Source organism: Agrobacterium sp. CNPSo 2736, from assembly GCF_004005385.1.
GTDB lineage: Bacteria > Pseudomonadota > Alphaproteobacteria > Rhizobiales > Rhizobiaceae > Agrobacterium > Agrobacterium leguminum.
On sequence record NZ_RZTX01000009.1, the window covers coordinates 147,994 to 164,864 of the forward strand.

Below are 16,871 nucleotides of genomic sequence, written 5' to 3' on the forward strand. Positions count from 1 at the left end.
GGGAGGGCAAGGAGGAAGAGAATGTCTGGACAGGCCTGGCTGATTTTTTGTGCAGCATGTGCCGTTGTGTTCGCACTCCCCTCTCCCCTTGTATTCTCTGTCGCCTCATATGCCGCCATTCGCGGCAAAAAGACGGTCTTCGCCTCCGTCGGCGGCGGCGCGCTCGGCATCGTCACGGCCATGACGATTTCCGCCATTCCGGTGGCCGGTCTTGCCTGGCTGCCGCAATCCTTCGTCGAAATCGTGCAATGGGCCGGCATCGGCTGGCTGATGCTGTTCCTCCTGTGGACCTTCGCCACGCCTGCCGCACAGGCGGCCAATGCAGATAATGACAACCTGCCGGGCAAATCCTGGAGCGGCATTTTCCGCGATTGTTACGCCATTGCCGCCCTGCGCCCGCGCTACTTCGCTTTCTTTCTGGCGTTGCTGCCGCAATTCGTGTCCACCTACGGTAATGCAATTGAAACGCTTGCCATGGCGCAGGCCGCCATCCTGCTTCTGGCGCTGGTGATTCTGACCGCGCAGGCGTTGTTTGCCGGCACGACTCTGGCGATGGTGCGCCGCATGTCGGGCGATAAGAAAATCCGGCCGAAATACCGCACCCACTTCATTTCCGGCCGCGCCGTCAGCGCTGGATACAGGCGCATCGCGGCCTGAAAAACCGCCCGAAAGCCGGGGAGAAACGTCCCGGCTTGCCGCTATCCTTACAATAGGTTAATGAAGGCTCGACGGGACACTGCCTGCTTCGCTCGACGCGGGGGTATCGAAAGACAGGCATAACGAAGGCGGCAACATGCGAAATTCGGGAAAATTCCGCGGAAGAAGTGCACTTCTTCTGTCTTCCACCGTGGGTCTGGCACTGGCATTGAGCGCATGCACCAGCGTTGAATATACCGCAAAGGAAGGGCCGAACGGCCCGAAGATCGCAACGGTCAATCCCGCGACCACTCCTGCGCAAACATCGGCGCAGCCGGCAACGGCCGAAGCAGCAGCGGGCGCGACCCCGGCAGCAGCAGCAACGGTGCAGACCGCCGAAACCGCAACCTCTTCCCAGCCTGCAGCACTTCCCACCGCAGTCGCCGTCAAGGGCGGACGCGTGGCGCTGCCGCCGGCTTCTGAAATTGCTGCAGCCGCAGCCATCGCCGCCCAGATGCAGCCGCAGCAGAACGAAGTCGCCCAAGCTGGTGTGACGACATCTGCGCCGACCACGGCCACGGCGCTCGCACCGACAAGCGCCACTCCGGCGGCCGCAGCCATCGAAACGGCTGACGTGGCGGCCAAGCCGGCTGCCCATAATGCCGCTGCCGATCTGCCGCAGGTGGTTGCCGTCAAGGGCAGCTTCCCGCCCGCACCGCCGCCGCCCGGCTCGCCCTCCATCGGCACCGAACTGACGGCGGAACGCAAAGTCATTCCGCTGCCGAAGCCGGACAGCACGGTTCTGGCCTATGCCGCCGGCCCCACCAATGCCGCGCTGGCCGCCATCCGCCAGAACGAATCGATGACGGCGCCGCTCAATTCCGCGCCGGCCGGACGCGAAAAGCTGAGCGGCCTTATTACCAAATACGCCACCATGTATGATGTGCCGGAAGATCTGGTTCACCGCGTCGTGCAGCGCGAGAGCCGATATAACCCCGGCGCCTATAGCAGCGGCAATTTCGGCCTGATGCAGATCCGGCACGCCACGGCACGCTCCATGGGCTTCGATGGCCCCGCCTCCGGCCTTTTCGATGCCGAAACCAACCTCAAATACGCCGTCAAATATCTGCGCGGCGCATGGGTTGTGGCCGGCAACGACCGCGACAACGCGGTCCGGCTTTATGCGCGCGGCTATTATTACGACGCCAAGCGCAAGGGCATGCTGCACGTTTTGCGCAAGTGATTGCCTCAGGCTCTGTTATGCGAATGCAACCGCGCGGCTTTTCTTAAGCCGCCGGGTGTTTTCATTTCGTCATCCTGATTGGGCGGCGCACGCTGGTTTTCCACCGACACCCCTATTCCCCGGCTTTGCCCACAGCCTCTGTCATCAAATTGTAGTGTCACGGCTGTAGACGCCTCTCAATCGACTGAGAGGTGAACATATGACGAGTGCGGCACCCAAGACCGGCTTCAGCAAGAACACGAAACTGAAGTCCGCATTGCTCCAGCACAAGGCACTCTCCAAAAGCGGTCTGTCCGAGCGCTTCTTCGGCGTCCTCTTTTCCGGCCTCGTCTATCCGCAGATATGGGAAGACCCGGAAATCGACATGGAAGCGATGGAGCTCGGCGAAGGTCACCGCATCGTCACCATCGGCTCGGGCGGCTGCAACATGCTGGCCTATCTCTCCCGCAATCCGGCCAGCATCGATGTCGTGGACCTCAACCCGCACCACATCGCGCTGAACAAGCTGAAGCTCGCCGCCTTCCGCCATCTGCCCGCCCATCAGGACGTGGTGCGCCACTTCGGCCGCGCCAATACGCGCAGCAACAGCCACGGTTACGACCGCTTCATCGCCGAGCATCTCGACGCCACGACCAAGGCTTACTGGTCGAAGCGCACCCTTTCCGGTCGCCGCCGCATCTCTGTCTTCGACAGGAACATCTATCGCACCGGCCTGCTCGGCCGCTTCATCGGCGCCGGCCATCTCATGGCCCGGCTGCACGGCGTGAAGCTCACCGAAATGGCCAATACCCGCACGCTGGACGAACAGCGCCAGTTTTTCGACAGCAAGGTGGCGCCGCTGTTCGACAAGCCGGTGGTGCGCTGGCTGACGAAGCGCAAAAGCTCGCTCTTCGGCCTTGGCATTCCGCCTCGGCAATATGACGAGCTGGCCAGCCTTTCCGCCAATGGCACAGTTGCATCCGTACTCAAGGAGCGTCTGGAAAAGCTCGCCTGCAACTTTCCGCTCAGCGACAACTATTTCGCGTGGCAGGCCTTTGCACGCCGTTATCCCGAGCCGCACGAGGGCGCGCTGCCCGCCTATCTCAAGCCGGAATATTACGAGACGATCCGCAACAACACCGCCCGCGTCGCCGTGCACCACGCCACCTATACCGAGCTTCTCTCGCGCAAGCCGGCGAGCGCCGTCGACCGTTATATCCTCCTCGATGCGCAGGACTGGATGACGGACACGCAGCTCAACGAATTGTGGTCGCAGATCAGCCGCACCGCCGCGCCCAGTGCGCGCGTCATCTTCCGCACCGCGGCCGAAAAGAGCGTCATCGAAGGCCGGCTTTCGCCCGATATCCGCAACCAGTGGGTCTATCTCGAAGAGCGCTCCAGCGAGCTCAACGCCATGGACCGCTCGGCTATCTACGGCGGCTTCCATATCTATCAGAGGGCTATGGCATGAAAACCATCGGCGAGAATGTGGGCCTTGCAGATAGCACGCATGCGAGCCTGATGGACCGCATGTATCGCCACCAGCGGCATATCTACGATATCACCCGCAAATATTACCTTCTCGGCCGTGACCGGACCATTTCCGGCCTCGACGTGCCGAAGGGCGGCACGCTCCTGGAAGTCGGCTGCGGCACCGGCCGCAACCTGCTGCTGGCCAGTCGCAAATTTCCCCAGGCAAGGCTGTTCGGCCTCGACATCTCCGCCGAAATGCTGCTGACCGCCGCCGAAAATTTTGCCGGCAAGACGGAGCGCCCCATTTTGCGCGTGGCCGATGCCACTGCTTTTCGCGCCTCCGAATTCGGCCAGCCCGACGGCTTCGACCGCGTCATGATCCCCTATGCGCTGTCGATGATACCGGACTGGGAAAAGGCGATCGAACAGGCGCTCACGGCGCTGAAACCCGGCGGCTCGCTGCACATCGTCGATTTCGGCCAGCAGGAACAATTGCCGAAGTGGTTCCGCACCCTTCTGCAAGCCTGGCTTACCCGTTTCCACGTCACGCCCCGCGCCAATCTCCGCTATGTTCTGGCCAATATGGCCGGCCGTTTTGACGGTAATCTCGAATTCGAGGAAATCGCCCGGGGTTATGCCTGGCGGGCTGTCATCACGCTTCCGGCGGCCGAAGCGCAGCAGCCGAAAATCCACCGCATCTTGGCCGACGCCTGATTCACGGCGGTACTAAGGGGCGTCGCGTTCGAGGCTCCTGCCACGCCGGATTTCGTCGCTGAAACCGCAAATCGCTTCGAATCCAGCGACTTGCCGGGTGCAAAAGCACGTTGCCACTTGCTATATCAGTTTGTTTACCATGTTATGTGTAAATCGGGAGATACGGCGCGCCATTTTGCGGCCGTGGGATGGGCAACATTTTCATCAGGATTCCAATGCGGCTGCGTTTATCGGCACTATTGTCGGCTTTGCTGTTGATCGGCGGCTGCACCTCCACCAGCTATGACCTGCTGGAAACCGCATCCGTTTCCAGGCCGAAATTTTCCGATACCGATCCGCAGGATTTCGGCACGAACAACCCGCACCGTCATGAGGTGCACGGCATCGACGTGTCCAAATGGAATGGCGATGTCGACTGGCCGACCGTGCGCAAATCAGGCGTGTCCTTCGTCTTCATCAAGGCGACGGAGGGATCGGACCGCATCGATCCGAAATTCGGCGACCATTGGCGCAGCGCGGCGGCGGCAGATGTTCTGCACGCGCCCTACCACTTCTATTATTTCTGTTCGACAGCAGACGCCCAGGCCGACTGGTTCATTCGCAACGTGCCGAAGGAAGCCGTCACCCTGCCCCCGGTTCTCGACGTGGAATGGAACCCGGCCTCGCCCACCTGCAAGACGCGCCCGGCACCCGGCATCGTTCGCGCCGAGATGCAGCGTTTCCTCGACCGCATCGAAGCCCACTATGGCAAGCGTCCGATCATCTATACCTCGGTGGACTTCCACCGCGACAACCTCGTCGGTCAGTTCAAGGATTACCATTTCTGGGTCCGCTCCGTCGCCGCCCATCCGGCCAAGATTTACGAAGATCGCAAATGGGCCTTCTGGCAATATACCGCAACCGGCGTCGTGCCCGGCGTGAACGGTCCGACCGACATCAATGTCTTTGCCGGAACGGAGAAAAACTGGCGGAAATGGATTGCTTCCGCCAAATAACACGGCCAAGAAGCAACACTTTTGAAAAATCGGCGTTGTTCTGCAACGCCAGATCATTCGGTCCGTTTTTTTGTCGCAAACATATGGGTAAAGCGGGCTAACAACCTATCGAGGAAATTCCCATGCCCACGTTCCGGTCGCGCAGCATCATTTTTGCCGCCGCTTTGTCGCTTCTTTCCACCGGCTCCGCCCTCGCCACACCGCCAGTGGCTTCGCCTGACGATCCCAAGCAGGTTGCCTGCGGCGGCGATCTCGGTGCATTCCTCGAAGGTGTGAAAGCCGATGCGCTTGCCAAGGGCATTCCGGCCGATGCGATCCAGAAGGCGCTTGCCGGCGCGCAGATCGACCCGAAGGTACTCTCGCGTGACCGTGCACAGGGCGTCTTCCGCCAGACCTTCCTGGAATTCTCCCAGCGCACGGTCAGCCAGGCCCGTCTGGATATCGGCCGCAAGAAACTTCAGGAACTCTCCTCCACCTTCGCCCGTGCCGAAAACGAATTCGGTGTGCCCGCCGGCGTCATCGCCGCCTTCTGGGCCATGGAAACGGATTTCGGCGCGGTTCAGGGCGATTTCAACACCCGCAACGCGCTGGTGACCCTCTCGCATGATTGCCGCCGCCCGGAACTCTTCCGCCCGCAGCTGCTGGCGCTGATCGAAATGGTCCAGCACGGCGATCTCGATCCCGCCGCCAATACCGGCGCATGGGCCGGTGAAATCGGTCAGGTGCAGATGCTTCCCAAGGACATCATCGCCTTCGGCGTCGACGGCGATGGCGACGGCCATATCAACGTCAAGAGCAGCGCCCCGGATGCGATCCTGACGGCTGCGAAATTCATCCAGCATCTCGGTTTCAAGAAGGGCGAACCCTGGATTCAGGAAGTCTCGCTGCCGGAAAACCTGCCCTGGGAAAAATCCGGCCTTGGCGGCCCGCTGACAGCCGGTGACTGGTTCGCACTGGGCGTGACCCCGCGCGACGGCAACAGGAATTTCGCCACCCTGCCCGCAGCCCTCATCATGCCGCAGGGACGCAAGGGACCGACCTTCATCACCTATCCGAACTTCAACATCTATCTGGAATGGAACCAGTCGTTCATCTACACGACCTCGGCCGCCTATTTCGCCACCCGCCTCATGGGCTCTCCCGTCTACAACAAGGGCAACCCGGAGCCCGGTTTCGATGATGCGACCATGAAGGAGCTTCAGACCAAGCTTGAAGCGCGCGGACACAATGTCGGCAAGGTGGATGGCATTCTCGGTTCCGGCACTCGCGTCGCCATCCAGAAGGAGCAGCAGCGTCTCGGGCTGCCCGCCGATGGCTGGCCTTCGACGGCACTTCTGCAGGCGCTTTAAGCAATCTTAACAGCGCCTTCCGGCCCTTAATCTGTCGGACGGAATCAAGGCATAAAGTGTTAATCTCGACCTGATGACTGGGGATAACACCCCGGTCATTTACTTTTTTTAAACATATGAAGCACTGCGTGATAAGAAAATAATCTTTTATTTTCAAATAATTACAGAAATTTCTTTTTTATGTCGTTCGGAGACGTGCTGCACTGCATCACAAAAACCGCTTTTCAACTGCCACAAAACGGTCATATTATCGAACCTGTCAACAACAGGAGGCACCCATGGGACTTACAAAATCTCTCAATGCCTTGGCAGTCGGTTTGGCGTTTTTGTTCGTAGCGATGATGCTTTTCATCTGACGAGACGTGAAGACCAAACGCAGATAAGAACCGTAGATGACACGAGTTTAAAAAGCGCAGGCCCTGAGGGACCTGCGCTTTTTTCATGTCGGTAATCCGCTGTGTAAAATCAGGCGGCGCTGCGGCGCAGACGCTCCAGCCCGAGATTTTCAAGCACCGAATCGACCAGCGGCGCGCGGTTCATGGTGTAGAGGTGGAACTCATTGACGCCACGCCGCTGCAGATCGGCGATCTGCTCGGCGGCAACCTCCGCGGCCACGCGGGCGCGACCTTCCAGATCGTCGTCATAACCCTCGAAACGCTCATCCAGAAAACCGGGAATGCTGGTGCCGCAGCGACCGGCGAAACGCTTGAGCTGGGTGAGGTTCTGGATCGGCATGATGCCCGGAACCACCGGAATGGTGATGCCCGCCGCTGTCACCCGCTCCATATAGCGCTCGAACACGTCATTATCGAAGAAGAACTGCGTCAGCGCCCGCGTCGCGCCATTATCCGCCTTGCGCTTCAGCATATCGATATCGACCGCTTCGCTTGCGCTTTCCGGATGTTTTTCCGGATAGGCCGACACGGAAATCTCGAAATCGGCAATTTCACGCAGCCCCTTCACCAGAGCGGCGGCGTTCTCATAGCCTTCCGGATGTGGCTTGTAGGCCGTGCCGATGCCCGTGGAGGGATCGCCGCGCAGCGCCACGAAATGACGAACGCCGGCATTACGAAATTCGTCAATGACCTGATGCACGTCCTCACGGCTGGCATCCACGCAGGTCAGATGCGCGGCGGTCGCCAGATGGCTGTCGCCGATCATGCGGCGCACCGCATCCAGCGTCGGCGCCTTGGTGGAACCGCCGGCGCCATAGGTGACGGACACGAAATCCGGGTTCCATTTCTTCAGTTCGGCAACCGTTTCCCAGAGCTGGGTTTCCATCTCGGGATTCTTGGGCGGGAAAAATTCGAAAGACAACCGGATATCGCCATCACGGCGCGCGGTTTCCGACCTCAACATATCATGCCCTCCCGGAGCCAAGTAAAACCACCTCTTGCACCACATCGTCTGCCATCAGCAGCCGCTGGTCTCGGGCAACCCATATCGTCACGTCCAGCGCTTCGTCGGACGCTTTTTCAGAATGAAGATCGACGGCGCGCTCCAGAGAAAGCCCGGTCTTCTTCACCCATTCTTCCATCAGCGGATGCGAAAAACCGAGCCGCACATGCGCATGCTCGTCGCGCAGATATTCGAAGGAATGCGGCGCAAGATCGATGACGATCAGCCGCCCACCGGGGCGCAGCATGCGCGCAGCCTCGGACAGCGCGATTTCCGGCTGGTCGAGAAAATGCAGGACCTGATGGATGACGATCAGATCGAAATCCTGGCCTTCCAGCGGCAAATTCAGAATATCGCCATGGCGGACGGATGCATTGACCACCCCCGCCTTGTCGAGATTGGCACGCGCCACCGAGAGCATGTCACGGCTGGCATCGACGCCGATCGCGCGGCGATAGATACCGCTCAGCAGCTGCAGGATGCGGCCGGTGCCGGTGCCGAGATCGAGCAGTGAATCGACCGGCGTGGTGCCCACCAGCTTCAGGAGCGCACCTTCCACGGCTTCGTCGCTGACATGCAGGCGGCGCAGCTCGTCCCAGGCGGAAGCGTTGCGGCTGAAATAATCCTGCGCACGTTCAGCCCGCACCCGCTTGACGGTGGCAAGCCGCTCGCTGTCGCGCTGGAGAACCGCGTCGGAGGGCGATGCAGCGGCAAGCAGCTGCCGCACAACGCCCGCAGGCTCGCCATCCTGCCGCAAGCGGAAATAGGCCCAGGCGCCTTCCTGATAACGCTCGATCAGCCCCTCTTCCGTCAAAAGCTTGAGGTGACGGGAGATGCGCGGCTGCGACTGGCCGAGGATTTCAGTAAGATCGGTAACCGTCAGATCGCCAGCCGAAAGAAGCGCCAGCAAACGGAAGCGCGTCGGCTCACCCGCCGCCTTCAGAAGATCCACCAATTTGTCCAGACCGAACGCCACTCTGCCGCGCCTCGCAAGCTAATCAAGATATAAAGATATCTTTATGTCGATGTAGCATTCGATGCAAGCGCAAAGTGTTCAGTGACACGATCATGTCAACTTATTACACGGAAAAAGGCCCGCTTTGCGGCGGGCCTTTCTGAAGCGATGCGGAAAAGGATCAGCGCGTCAGGCGCTTGTAGCTCACCCGGCCGGGCTTGATGCTTTCCGGGCCGAGGCGGCGGACCTTGTCCTTTTCGTAGTCTTCGAAGTTGCCTTCGAACCATTCCACATGGCTGTCACCCTCGAAAGCGAGGATGTGGGTGGCCAGACGGTCGAGGAACATGCGGTCGTGGCTGATGATAACGGCGCAGCCGGCGAAGGCTTCCAGCGCTTCTTCGAGCGCTGCGAGCGTTTCCGTATCAAGGTCGTTGGTCGGTTCGTCGAGCAGCAGCACGTTGCCGCCGGCCTTCAGCATCTTGGCGAGGTGCACGCGGTTACGCTGACCGCCCGAGAGATTGCCGACCTTCTGCTGCTGATCGCCGCCCTTGAAGTTGAAGGCGCCGCAATAGGCGCGCGAGTTCACTTCAAACTTGCCGAGCTTGATGATGTCGTTGCCGCCGGAGATTTCCTCCCAGACGGTCTTGTCACCCGCCAGCGTATCGCGGCTCTGGTCGACATAACCGAGCTGAACCGTCTCACCGACAGTCACAGAACCGTTATCCGGCTTTTCCTGACCGGTGATCATCTTGAACAGCGTGGACTTACCCGCACCGTTTGGACCGATGACGCCGACGATGCCACCGGGCGGCAGCTTGAAGGAGAGGTTTTCGATCAGCACGCGGTCGCCGAAGGACTTCGTCAGATTGTCGGCTTCGATGACGACGCGGCCGAGACGCTCGGCAACCGGAATGACGATCTGCGCATCGCCGGGACGACGGTTTTCCGCTGCTTCCACCAGCTCGTCATAGGCCTTGATACGCGCCTTGGATTTCGTCTGGCGTGCCTTCGGGCTGGAGGCGATCCACTCGCTTTCGCGGCTGATGGCCTTCTGGCGCGATGCGTCTTCACGGGCTTCCTGCTGCATGCGCTTGGCTTTCGCTTGCAGGTAAGCGGAGTAGTTGCCTTCGTAAGGAATGCCGCGGCCACGGTCGAGTTCGAGAATCCAGCCCGTGACGTTGTCGAGGAAGTAGCGGTCGTGGGTGATCATCATCACGGCGCCGGGATAGTCGCGCAGGTGCTTTTCAAGCCACGCAATGGTTTCCGCATCGAGGTGGTTGGTCGGTTCGTCGAGCAGCAGCAGGTCCGGCTGAGACAGCAGCAGACGGCAGAGCGCCACACGGCGGCGTTCACCACCAGAAAGACCCGTTACGGCCGAGTCGCCGGGCGGGCAACGCAGCGCGTCCATGGCCATCTCGACCTGGTTTTCGAGGTCCCAGAGATTCTGGCTGTCGATGATGTCCTGAAGCTTCGCGCCTTCATCCGCCGTTTCGTCGGAATAGTTCATCATCAGTTCGTTGTAGCGGTCGACGATGGCCGTCTTGCTCGCCACGCCTTCCATGACGTTTTCCATCACGGTCTTGTTTTCGTCGAGCTTCGGCTCCTGCTCGAGATAACCAAGCGTCGCGCCTTCGGCCAGCCAGGCCTCGCCGGTATATTCCTTGTCGAGGCCGGCCATGATTTTCAGAACAGTCGACTTACCGGCACCGTTCGGGCCGAGGATACCGATCTTGGCGTCGGGGTAGAAGGAGAGATGCACATTCTCCAGAACCTTCTTCGCACCGTAGGCCTTGTTCAGCCCGGCCATGTGATAGATGAATTGACGTGCCATTGTAGCGAATGCTCCACATCGGATTTTTAAGAGTACGTATCGGGAAATTTGCCGCTATGTAGGGTAAATAGGACCTTGGGGCAACCTCTGGCACGATTATGACCCCATGATTATGACAAGCTGCGCGATGAGACGATGGGTGCGATGATGAATGAGACGACCGATAACCTCGCGTTCAGCCAGATCCAGAGACTGGAGGCCCCTTCCGGCGCCTCCATCGCCTTCCGTCATCAGCCTTCCGCCCTCCCCACCCGCGGCGTGCTCATGATCTGCCACGGTCTTGTGGAACATGCCGGCCGTTACCGCCGTTTTGCCGACGTCATGTCGCAGCAGGGTTTCGAGGTCTATGCCCACGACCATCGCGGCCACGGTCGCACAAAAGCGGCGGATGCGCCTCTTGGCCGTTTTGCCTGGAGGAACGGTGCTGAAAAAGTCGTGGCCGACGTCATGGCGATGCGCGTGATGGTCGGTGAAAGACATCCCGGCCTGCCGGTGATCCTGTTCGGCCATTCCATGGGCGGCCTCGTCGCGCTTAACACCGCCGTCAGCCATCCGGATGCCTTTGATGGCCTGTCGATCTGGAATTCCAATCTCAATCCCGGCCTCATGGGCCGTATCGCGCAGGTGGTGTTGCGGCTCGAAAAGATGCTGAAGGGCTCGGATGTGCCGAGCGCCATCCTGCCGAAGGCGACATTCCGCGCCTGGAACGCAAAAATGCCGGAAAGGCGCACCCATGCGGACTGGCTGAGCCATGACCGGGCGGCGGTGGACGCGTATGTGGAAGACCCGCTCTGCCAGTTTGAGGCAAGCGTTTCCCTGTGGCAGGACGTCTTCGAACTCTCCTACCGCGCGCCGAAACTCATCGAGCGCCTGCCGAAGACATTGCCGCTTTTGCTGGTCAGCGGCGATCAGGATGCCGCCACCAATGACGGCAGGGAGATCGTCTGGCTGGCAGAACGTTTCCGGGAGGCAGGTTTCAGCCATGTCGAGCACACGATCTACAAGGGCATGCGGCACGAGACCCTCAACGAGATCGGCTGGCAGGCGGTAGCAGCGGATTTCGCCGCCTGGTGCGGCCGCGTCGTGGATGACAGTAAAACGCCCTCCCCGTCATTCCGGCCTTGAGCCGGAATCCAGCCGACGCGCGTCTGCGCGGCGAGAAGAGTCTTTTCAGCCCAATGACTTGGGCTGGCTGGATTCCGGCTCAAGGCCGGAATGACGGAATTAGGCGACTCTCAAAACACAACGAATGTCGAAGCTGCCGTGTCAGACCCAGTTTAGTGCCGTTCCAAAACGGAATAAGTCCATGAGATAAAATCACATGCGGCGGGGCAAGGCCCGGTCTATAACCGGCAGGCACAAAAGACCGGGGGACCGATGACCGACATGCCGAACAGGAAACCGCCGCTATCAGGCATCCGCGTCATTGAACTCGCGCGTGTTCTGGCCGGTCCCTGGGCGGGGCAGATGCTGGCCGATATGGGGGCTGACGTCATCAAGGTGGAAAACCCCGAGGGCGGCGACGATACCCGCGCATGGGGACCGCCCTTCGTCGAAAGCGATGATGGAGAAAACCTCTCCGCCGCCTATTATCACGCCACCAATCGCGGCAAGCGCTCCATCGTCGCCGATCTGAAGACACCGGAAGGCTGTGAGCTGGTGCGCCGGCTGGTGCGCACCGCCGATGTCGTCATCGAAAATTTCAAGCGCGGCGGGCTTGCCAAATATGGCCTCGACTACGAAAGCCTGAAGGCGCTCAATCCGAAGCTGATCTATTGCTCCATCACTGGCTTCGGCCAGACCGGGCCTTATGCCGATCTCGCCGGATACGACTATATCGTGCAGGGCATGTCCGGCTTCATGTCGATTACCGGCGAAGCCGACGGCCAGCCGATGAAGGCGGGTGTGGCGGTTGCCGATATCTTCACCGGCATCTATTCCGTGTCAGCCATTCAGGCGGCGCTGATCCATGCCATCCGCACTGGCGAAGGCCAGCATATCGACATGGCGCTTCTCGATGTGCAATCGGCCGTGCTTGCCAACCAGAACATGAATTACCTGATTTCCGGCAAGCCTCCCGTTCGGCTCGGCAACGCCCATCCGAATATCTCCCCCTATGAGGTGGTGCCGACGGCCGATGGTTTCCTGATCCTCGCGGTCGGTAATGACGGCCAGTTCCGCCGCCTCTGCACCATTCTCGGCATCGGCGCGATTGCCGATGACGAACGTTACGCGACCAACAAGGCCCGCGTAGCCCATAAGGTCGAGGTGCGGCAGATCGTTTCCACCGAAACGCTGAAATGGCAGAAGCGCGATCTTCTGACCGCCTGCGAAAAGAATGCCGTCCCCGCCGGGCCGATCAATTCCATCGAGGAAATGTTCGCCGATCCGCAGGTGAAGGCGCGCGGCCTCCGCGTCGATCTGGAGGCGGAAGACGGCACCGTCATCCCCGGTGTCCGCACACCCATTATCATGTCGCAAACGCCGCTGCGTTATGAACGCCCCAGCCCCAAGCTCGGCGAACATCAGGCGCAGGTGCTGGCCGAACTGGAAAACATCGAAAGGACCACGACGCCATGACTGCAGCCGGAATGAAAAGAACAGGCGGGCAATTGATCGTCGAAGCGCTGAAGGCCAATGGCGTCTCCCGCGTTTCCTGCGTTCCGGGCGAAAGCTATCTCGCCGTGCTGGATGCGCTTTATGAAAGCGGCATCGAAACCGTTGTCTGCCGCCAGGAAGGCGGCGCTGCGATGATGGCCGACACATGGGGCCGGCTGACGGGCGAACCCGGCATCTGCATGGTGACCCGTGGACCGGGTGCCACCAACGCCTCGGCGGGCCTGCACATCGCAAGGCAGGATTCCATTCCGATGATCCTGTTCATAGGCCAGGTGCAGCGCGAAGCGCGTGAGCGCGAGGCGTTTCAGGAAGTGGAATATCGCCGCGCCTTCACCGAATTCGCCAAATGGGTGGGCGAGATCGACGATGCCCGCCGCATTCCCGAATTCGTCACCCGCGCCTTCACTGTTGCCACCTCCGGCCGTCCCGGCCCGGTGGTGCTGACGCTGCCCGAGGACATGCTGGTCGAGGAGGTCGAAGCGCCTGAGGCAAAGCCCTATACTCCGGTCGAGGCACATCCCGGCCCGTCGCAGATGGCCGCCTTCGCAAAAATGCTGGGCGAGGCGAAGCGCCCGGTCTTCATCATCGGTGGCACACGCTGGTCTGAGGAAAGCGTGGCGGGCTTCAAGGTTTTTGCCGAAAACAACAAGCTGCCCGTCGGCTGCTCCTTCCGCCGCCAGATGCTGTTCGATCACTTCAGCCCCTCCTATGCCGGCGATGTCGGCATCGGCATCAATCCGGCGCTGGCCAAGGAGATCAAGGAGGCCGATCTCGTGGTGCTGCTCGGCGGCCGCCTCTCCGAAATGCCCTCCTCCGGTTATACGCTGCTCGACATCCCCTACCCGTCGCAGAAACTCGTCCATATCTATCCGGAAGCCGAAGAGCTTGGCCGCGTTTACCGTCCCGATCTCGCAATCTGCGCCGCACCGGAAAATTTCGTCGCTGCCCTCTCCTCCATCTCGCTTCCGGCAAAAACAGCATGGGCCGAGCGCACGGCCGCCATGCACGCTGCTTATCTCAGCTGGTCCACCCCGCCGCAGTCCGGCCCCGGTGCGGTGCAGATGGGTCCGATCATGGACTGGATCGAGACCAATGTGCCCGAGGATGCGATCTTCACCAATGGAGCGGGTAATTATGCCACCTGGGTGCACCGCTTCCACCGCTTCCGCCGCTTCAACACGCAATCGGCCCCGACATCAGGCTCGATGGGTTACGGTCTGCCGGCGGCGGTCGCCGCGAAGCACCTTTTCCCCGAGCGTGAGGTGATCTGCTTTGCCGGCGACGGCTGTTTCATGATGCACGGACAGGAATTCATCACCGCGGTCCGTTACGGCCTGCCGATCATCACGGTACTGGTCAATAACGGCACCTATGGCACGATCCGCATGCATCAGGAGCGGGAATATCCCGGCCGTGTCAGCGGCACCGATCTTGTCAATCCGGATTTCAACGCCTTTGCCAAAGCCTATGGCGGCCACGGCGAAACGGTGGAGAAGACCGAAGACTTCGCCGCCGCCTTCGAACGGGCGCGGGCCAGCGGCAAGCCGGCCATCATCGAGGTGAAGCTGGATGCGGAAGCCATCACGCCGACGCGTACCCTGACGCAGATCAGGACCGGAAGCTGATATTACGCATGGACACGGCTCCGGCATGGTGTAAATCCTGACGCTCGCACGACGTCATCCTCGGGCCTGTCCCGAGGATCCAATCACGTATCGTAAAGTTCATCGGTTGCAGATGCTCGGGACAGGCCCGAGCATGACGAAGGAGGGGTCTCATACTTCTTTCAGCAGCCCTTTGGATCAGGAAACGACATGCCGGATGCAGCCTCTCCCGTCATCACCCCGCGCGGCGCAAAAATCGAGCCCTCGGCGGGCGCGCCTTTCGAGGCCGTGCGCGTGGCCCGGGATGTGCTGCACACTTCCCGCACGGCAGCGCTTGCGACCCTCGATCCCGTCAGCGGCTATCCCTACACGACCGCCACCAATATCGGCATCGAACCGGATGGCACGCCGTTCTTCTTCGCGGCGGGGCTGACGCTGCATGCCCGCAACATGGAGGCGGACGCGCGCATCTCGCTGACGCTCGCCCCCTTCGGCAAAGGCGATGCACTGACGCTGCCGCGCCTGACACTGGTGGGCAAGGCGGAGCAAATCGGCCCGGATGAAGCGCCGCTCGCCATCGCGCGCTACATTGCCCGCTACCCCAAAGCGAAACTTTATCTCTCCCTTCCCGACACGAGGCTTTATCGGCTGCGGACGGAAGGTGTGCAGATCAATGGCGGCCCTGCCCGCAACGCCAGCAACATCAGCCCGGCCGATCTGCGCACCGATCTCTCAGGCGCAGACGAACTGATGGCGGCGGCAGAAAGCGAATCGATCCGCCTTAACGCCATCAAGGGCGAAGCATCCCGGCTTGCCGTTCTCGCCGGCGCAAAGGCTGGCCGCTGGACGATCACCTCCATCGACCCGGATGGTATCGATCTCGCCTCGGCCAGCGATCTGGCCCGGCTTTGGTTTACGGAGCGGGTGACGACGTTGAAGCAGTTTGAGAACGCGCTTGCTTCGCCGGTGAGGTGACGGACGCAAGCGATTCAAAAAACATGAAAATTGCTTCTACTTGGCATTTTGTGGCCATGTCGCCACGCCGCGCCGTCACCCCGGACTAGATCCGGGTCCAGCGCGATCAAGTGCTTGATCGCGAAAGACTCTTTTCAAGGCGCAGACGCGCCGTGGCTGGATGCCGGGTCAAGCCCGGCATGACGGGGAGCGTTTTTGACCCCATCCCATCAAAAAGGCCGGGCCGCTTTCCGCGACCCGGCCCTTTCTTAAAAACTCAGACGGATGCTCAGAGAGCAGCGGTCACGATGAATTCAACCTTGTAGTCCGGCGTTGCCAATGGTGCGCCGCTGGTGGCGCGGGCCGGCGGGTTTGCCGGGTCGATCCAGCCTTCCCAGACGGCGTTCATTTCGCCGAAGGTGGACATGTCGGAGAGGTAGATGATCGTCTGCAGGATCTTCGACTTGTCGGAACCGGCAGCGGCCAGCAGGCGGTCGACTTCAGCGAGAGCGGACTTGCTCTGTTCCGTAACGCTCGTGCCTTCGCCAACCTGGCCGGCCAGATAAACGGTGTTGCCGTGAACGACGGCGCCGCTCATGCGCTTGCCCGGCTCGATACGCTTGATGGTCATGGAAAACTCCTGTTGATTGGCATTTGAAAACAAAATGAAGCGCGAAAAATCAGCCGCGCAGGTGATGGGTCTTTTCGTAAATCGCCGTGGAGCGCGCGCCGGAACGGCAATAGCCGAGCATCGGGCGCTGCAATTCGTCCAGCGCATCCACCATGCCGGCAACGGCGTCGGCGTCGACGCCATAGCGACCGACCGGCACATGCATGATGGTGAGGCCAAGCTGTTCGGCACGCTCGGCAATATCGGCGAAAAGCGGCTGGCCGTCTTCTTCGCCGTCAGGGCGGTGGCAGACGATCGACTTGAAGCCGAGCGCCTTGATCTCGTCGAGATCGGCGACGCTGATCTGTCCCGTTACCGAATATTCGTCGTCTATGCGCCTGATATCCATCTTATGCCTCCGCTGAAATCGGCATCCGCGCCGCTGGCACGCTCTCGCCACCCTTAGAAATCCGCATCCGATGTAAGGGCTCAAAACCCATGCGTCAATGAT

The 16,871-nt window shown here is 60.7% G+C and carries 15 protein-coding genes; 10 read left to right on the forward strand and 5 right to left on the reverse strand.

Translation table 11 applies throughout. The features are described from left to right. Positions 1–21 precede the first annotated feature (21 nt). From EM858_RS16430 to EM858_RS16455, 6 genes are all read left to right on the forward strand, one after another. Entirely contained in the window at positions 22–657 is a 636-nt protein-coding gene (locus EM858_RS16430; protein WP_127757273.1) for a LysE family translocator, read from the forward strand. Positions 658–793: 136 nt separating this feature from the next. Beyond that, positions 794–1,879 (forward strand): lytic transglycosylase domain-containing protein, encoded by a 1,086-nt coding sequence (locus tag EM858_RS16435; protein ID WP_127757274.1) that lies wholly within the window; start codon positions 794–796, stop codon positions 1,877–1,879. 199 nt (positions 1,880–2,078) lie between these two features. Next, positions 2,079–3,329 (forward strand): DUF3419 family protein, encoded by a 1,251-nt coding sequence (locus EM858_RS16440; RefSeq protein ID WP_127757275.1) that lies wholly within the window; start codon positions 2,079–2,081, stop codon positions 3,327–3,329. Continuing rightward, positions 3,326–4,045, forward strand: a complete 720-nt coding sequence (locus EM858_RS16445; protein ID WP_164865453.1) for a class I SAM-dependent methyltransferase — start codon at positions 3,326–3,328, stop codon at positions 4,043–4,045. The genes EM858_RS16440 and EM858_RS16445 overlap by 4 nt, the downstream gene beginning before the upstream one ends. Positions 4,046–4,260: 215 nt before the next feature. After that, a complete protein-coding gene (locus tag EM858_RS16450; protein WP_035239183.1) occupies positions 4,261–5,040 on the forward strand; it encodes a GH25 family lysozyme in 780 nt (259 codons plus the stop codon). 122 nt (positions 5,041–5,162) lie between these two features. Next, entirely contained in the window at positions 5,163–6,389 is a 1,227-nt protein-coding gene (locus EM858_RS16455; protein ID WP_127757276.1) for a lytic murein transglycosylase, read from the forward strand. Positions 6,390–6,854: 465 nt separating this feature from the next. Here EM858_RS16455 and metF read toward each other — a convergent pair whose 3' ends face one another. The 3 genes from metF to ettA all read right to left on the reverse strand — a co-directional run bounded on the left by metF (position 6,855) and on the right by ettA (position 10,573). Further along, positions 6,855–7,748: a methylenetetrahydrofolate reductase [NAD(P)H] gene (metF, locus tag EM858_RS16460; RefSeq protein WP_164865454.1), complete on the reverse strand. Its 894-nt coding sequence runs from the start codon at positions 7,746–7,748 to the stop codon at positions 6,855–6,857. Position 7,749: 1 nt separating this feature from the next. Further along, complete coding sequence (locus tag EM858_RS16465) at positions 7,750–8,763, reverse strand: metalloregulator ArsR/SmtB family transcription factor (protein ID WP_127757277.1); 1,014 nt, start codon at positions 8,761–8,763, stop codon at positions 7,750–7,752. Positions 8,764–8,923: 160 nt separating this feature from the next. Next, the gene (ettA, locus tag EM858_RS16470; RefSeq protein WP_127757278.1) at positions 8,924–10,573 is read right to left on the reverse strand and encodes an energy-dependent translational throttle protein EttA; all 1,650 of its coding nucleotides are present in this window, start codon (positions 10,571–10,573) and stop codon (positions 8,924–8,926) included. A gap of 147 nt (positions 10,574–10,720) precedes the next feature. On the opposite strand from ettA, the gene EM858_RS16475 reads away from it, so the two are divergent. The 4 genes from EM858_RS16475 (at position 10,721) to EM858_RS16490 (ending at position 15,771) form a co-directional block, all read left to right on the forward strand. After that, complete coding sequence (locus EM858_RS16475; RefSeq protein WP_164865457.1) at positions 10,721–11,698, forward strand: alpha/beta hydrolase; 978 nt, start codon at positions 10,721–10,723, stop codon at positions 11,696–11,698. Between the two features lie 252 nt (positions 11,699–11,950). Continuing rightward, positions 11,951–13,153 carry a CaiB/BaiF CoA-transferase family protein gene (locus EM858_RS16480; RefSeq protein ID WP_127757280.1) on the forward strand — a complete coding sequence of 401 codons (1,203 nt, stop codon included), beginning with the start codon at positions 11,951–11,953 and terminating at the stop codon, positions 13,151–13,153. Then, the gene (locus tag EM858_RS16485) at positions 13,150–14,817 is read left to right on the forward strand and encodes a thiamine pyrophosphate-binding protein (RefSeq protein WP_164865455.1); all 1,668 of its coding nucleotides are present in this window, start codon (positions 13,150–13,152) and stop codon (positions 14,815–14,817) included. The genes EM858_RS16480 and EM858_RS16485 overlap by 4 nt, the downstream gene beginning before the upstream one ends. A gap of 189 nt (positions 14,818–15,006) precedes the next feature. Further along, positions 15,007–15,771, forward strand: a complete 765-nt coding sequence (locus tag EM858_RS16490; RefSeq protein ID WP_127757281.1) for a HugZ family protein — start codon at positions 15,007–15,009, stop codon at positions 15,769–15,771. A 268-nt stretch (positions 15,772–16,039) separates the two neighbouring features. On the opposite strand, the gene EM858_RS16495 is transcribed toward EM858_RS16490, so the two are convergent. Next, the gene (locus tag EM858_RS16495) at positions 16,040–16,381 is read right to left on the reverse strand and encodes a RidA family protein (protein WP_003494829.1); all 342 of its coding nucleotides are present in this window, start codon (positions 16,379–16,381) and stop codon (positions 16,040–16,042) included. Positions 16,382–16,430: 49 nt separating this feature from the next. Then, positions 16,431–16,769 carry a TIGR01244 family sulfur transferase gene (locus EM858_RS16500; RefSeq protein WP_003522797.1) on the reverse strand — a complete coding sequence of 113 codons (339 nt, stop codon included), beginning with the start codon at positions 16,767–16,769 and terminating at the stop codon, positions 16,431–16,433. Between the last annotated feature and the right edge of the window lie 102 nt (positions 16,770–16,871).

Bases quoted from the DNA above. Each gene is read 5' to 3' on its own strand.
- EM858_RS16435 (WP_127757274.1), top strand. From the start codon at position 794: ATGCGAAATTCGGGAAAATTCCGCGGAAGAAGTGCACTTCTTCTGTCT.
- ettA (WP_127757278.1), bottom strand. From the start codon at position 10,573: ATGGCACGTCAATTCATCTATCACATGGCCGGGCTGAACAAGGCCTAC.
- EM858_RS16455 (WP_127757276.1), top strand. From the start codon at position 5,163: ATGCCCACGTTCCGGTCGCGCAGCATCATTTTTGCCGCCGCTTTGTCG.
- EM858_RS16450 (WP_035239183.1), top strand. From the start codon at position 4,261: ATGCGGCTGCGTTTATCGGCACTATTGTCGGCTTTGCTGTTGATCGGC.
- EM858_RS16495 (WP_003494829.1), bottom strand. From the start codon at position 16,381: ATGACCATCAAGCGTATCGAGCCGGGCAAGCGCATGAGCGGCGCCGTC.
- EM858_RS16440 (WP_127757275.1), top strand. From the start codon at position 2,079: ATGACGAGTGCGGCACCCAAGACCGGCTTCAGCAAGAACACGAAACTG.
- EM858_RS16445 (WP_164865453.1), top strand. From the start codon at position 3,326: ATGAAAACCATCGGCGAGAATGTGGGCCTTGCAGATAGCACGCATGCG.
- EM858_RS16430 (WP_127757273.1), top strand. From the start codon at position 22: ATGTCTGGACAGGCCTGGCTGATTTTTTGTGCAGCATGTGCCGTTGTG.
- EM858_RS16500 (WP_003522797.1), bottom strand. From the start codon at position 16,769: ATGGATATCAGGCGCATAGACGACGAATATTCGGTAACGGGACAGATC.
- metF (WP_164865454.1), bottom strand. From the start codon at position 7,748: ATGTTGAGGTCGGAAACCGCGCGCCGTGATGGCGATATCCGGTTGTCT.
- EM858_RS16485 (WP_164865455.1), top strand. From the start codon at position 13,150: ATGACTGCAGCCGGAATGAAAAGAACAGGCGGGCAATTGATCGTCGAA.
- EM858_RS16490 (WP_127757281.1), top strand. From the start codon at position 15,007: ATGCCGGATGCAGCCTCTCCCGTCATCACCCCGCGCGGCGCAAAAATC.
- EM858_RS16480 (WP_127757280.1), top strand. From the start codon at position 11,951: ATGACCGACATGCCGAACAGGAAACCGCCGCTATCAGGCATCCGCGTC.
- EM858_RS16475 (WP_164865457.1), top strand. From the start codon at position 10,721: ATGAATGAGACGACCGATAACCTCGCGTTCAGCCAGATCCAGAGACTG.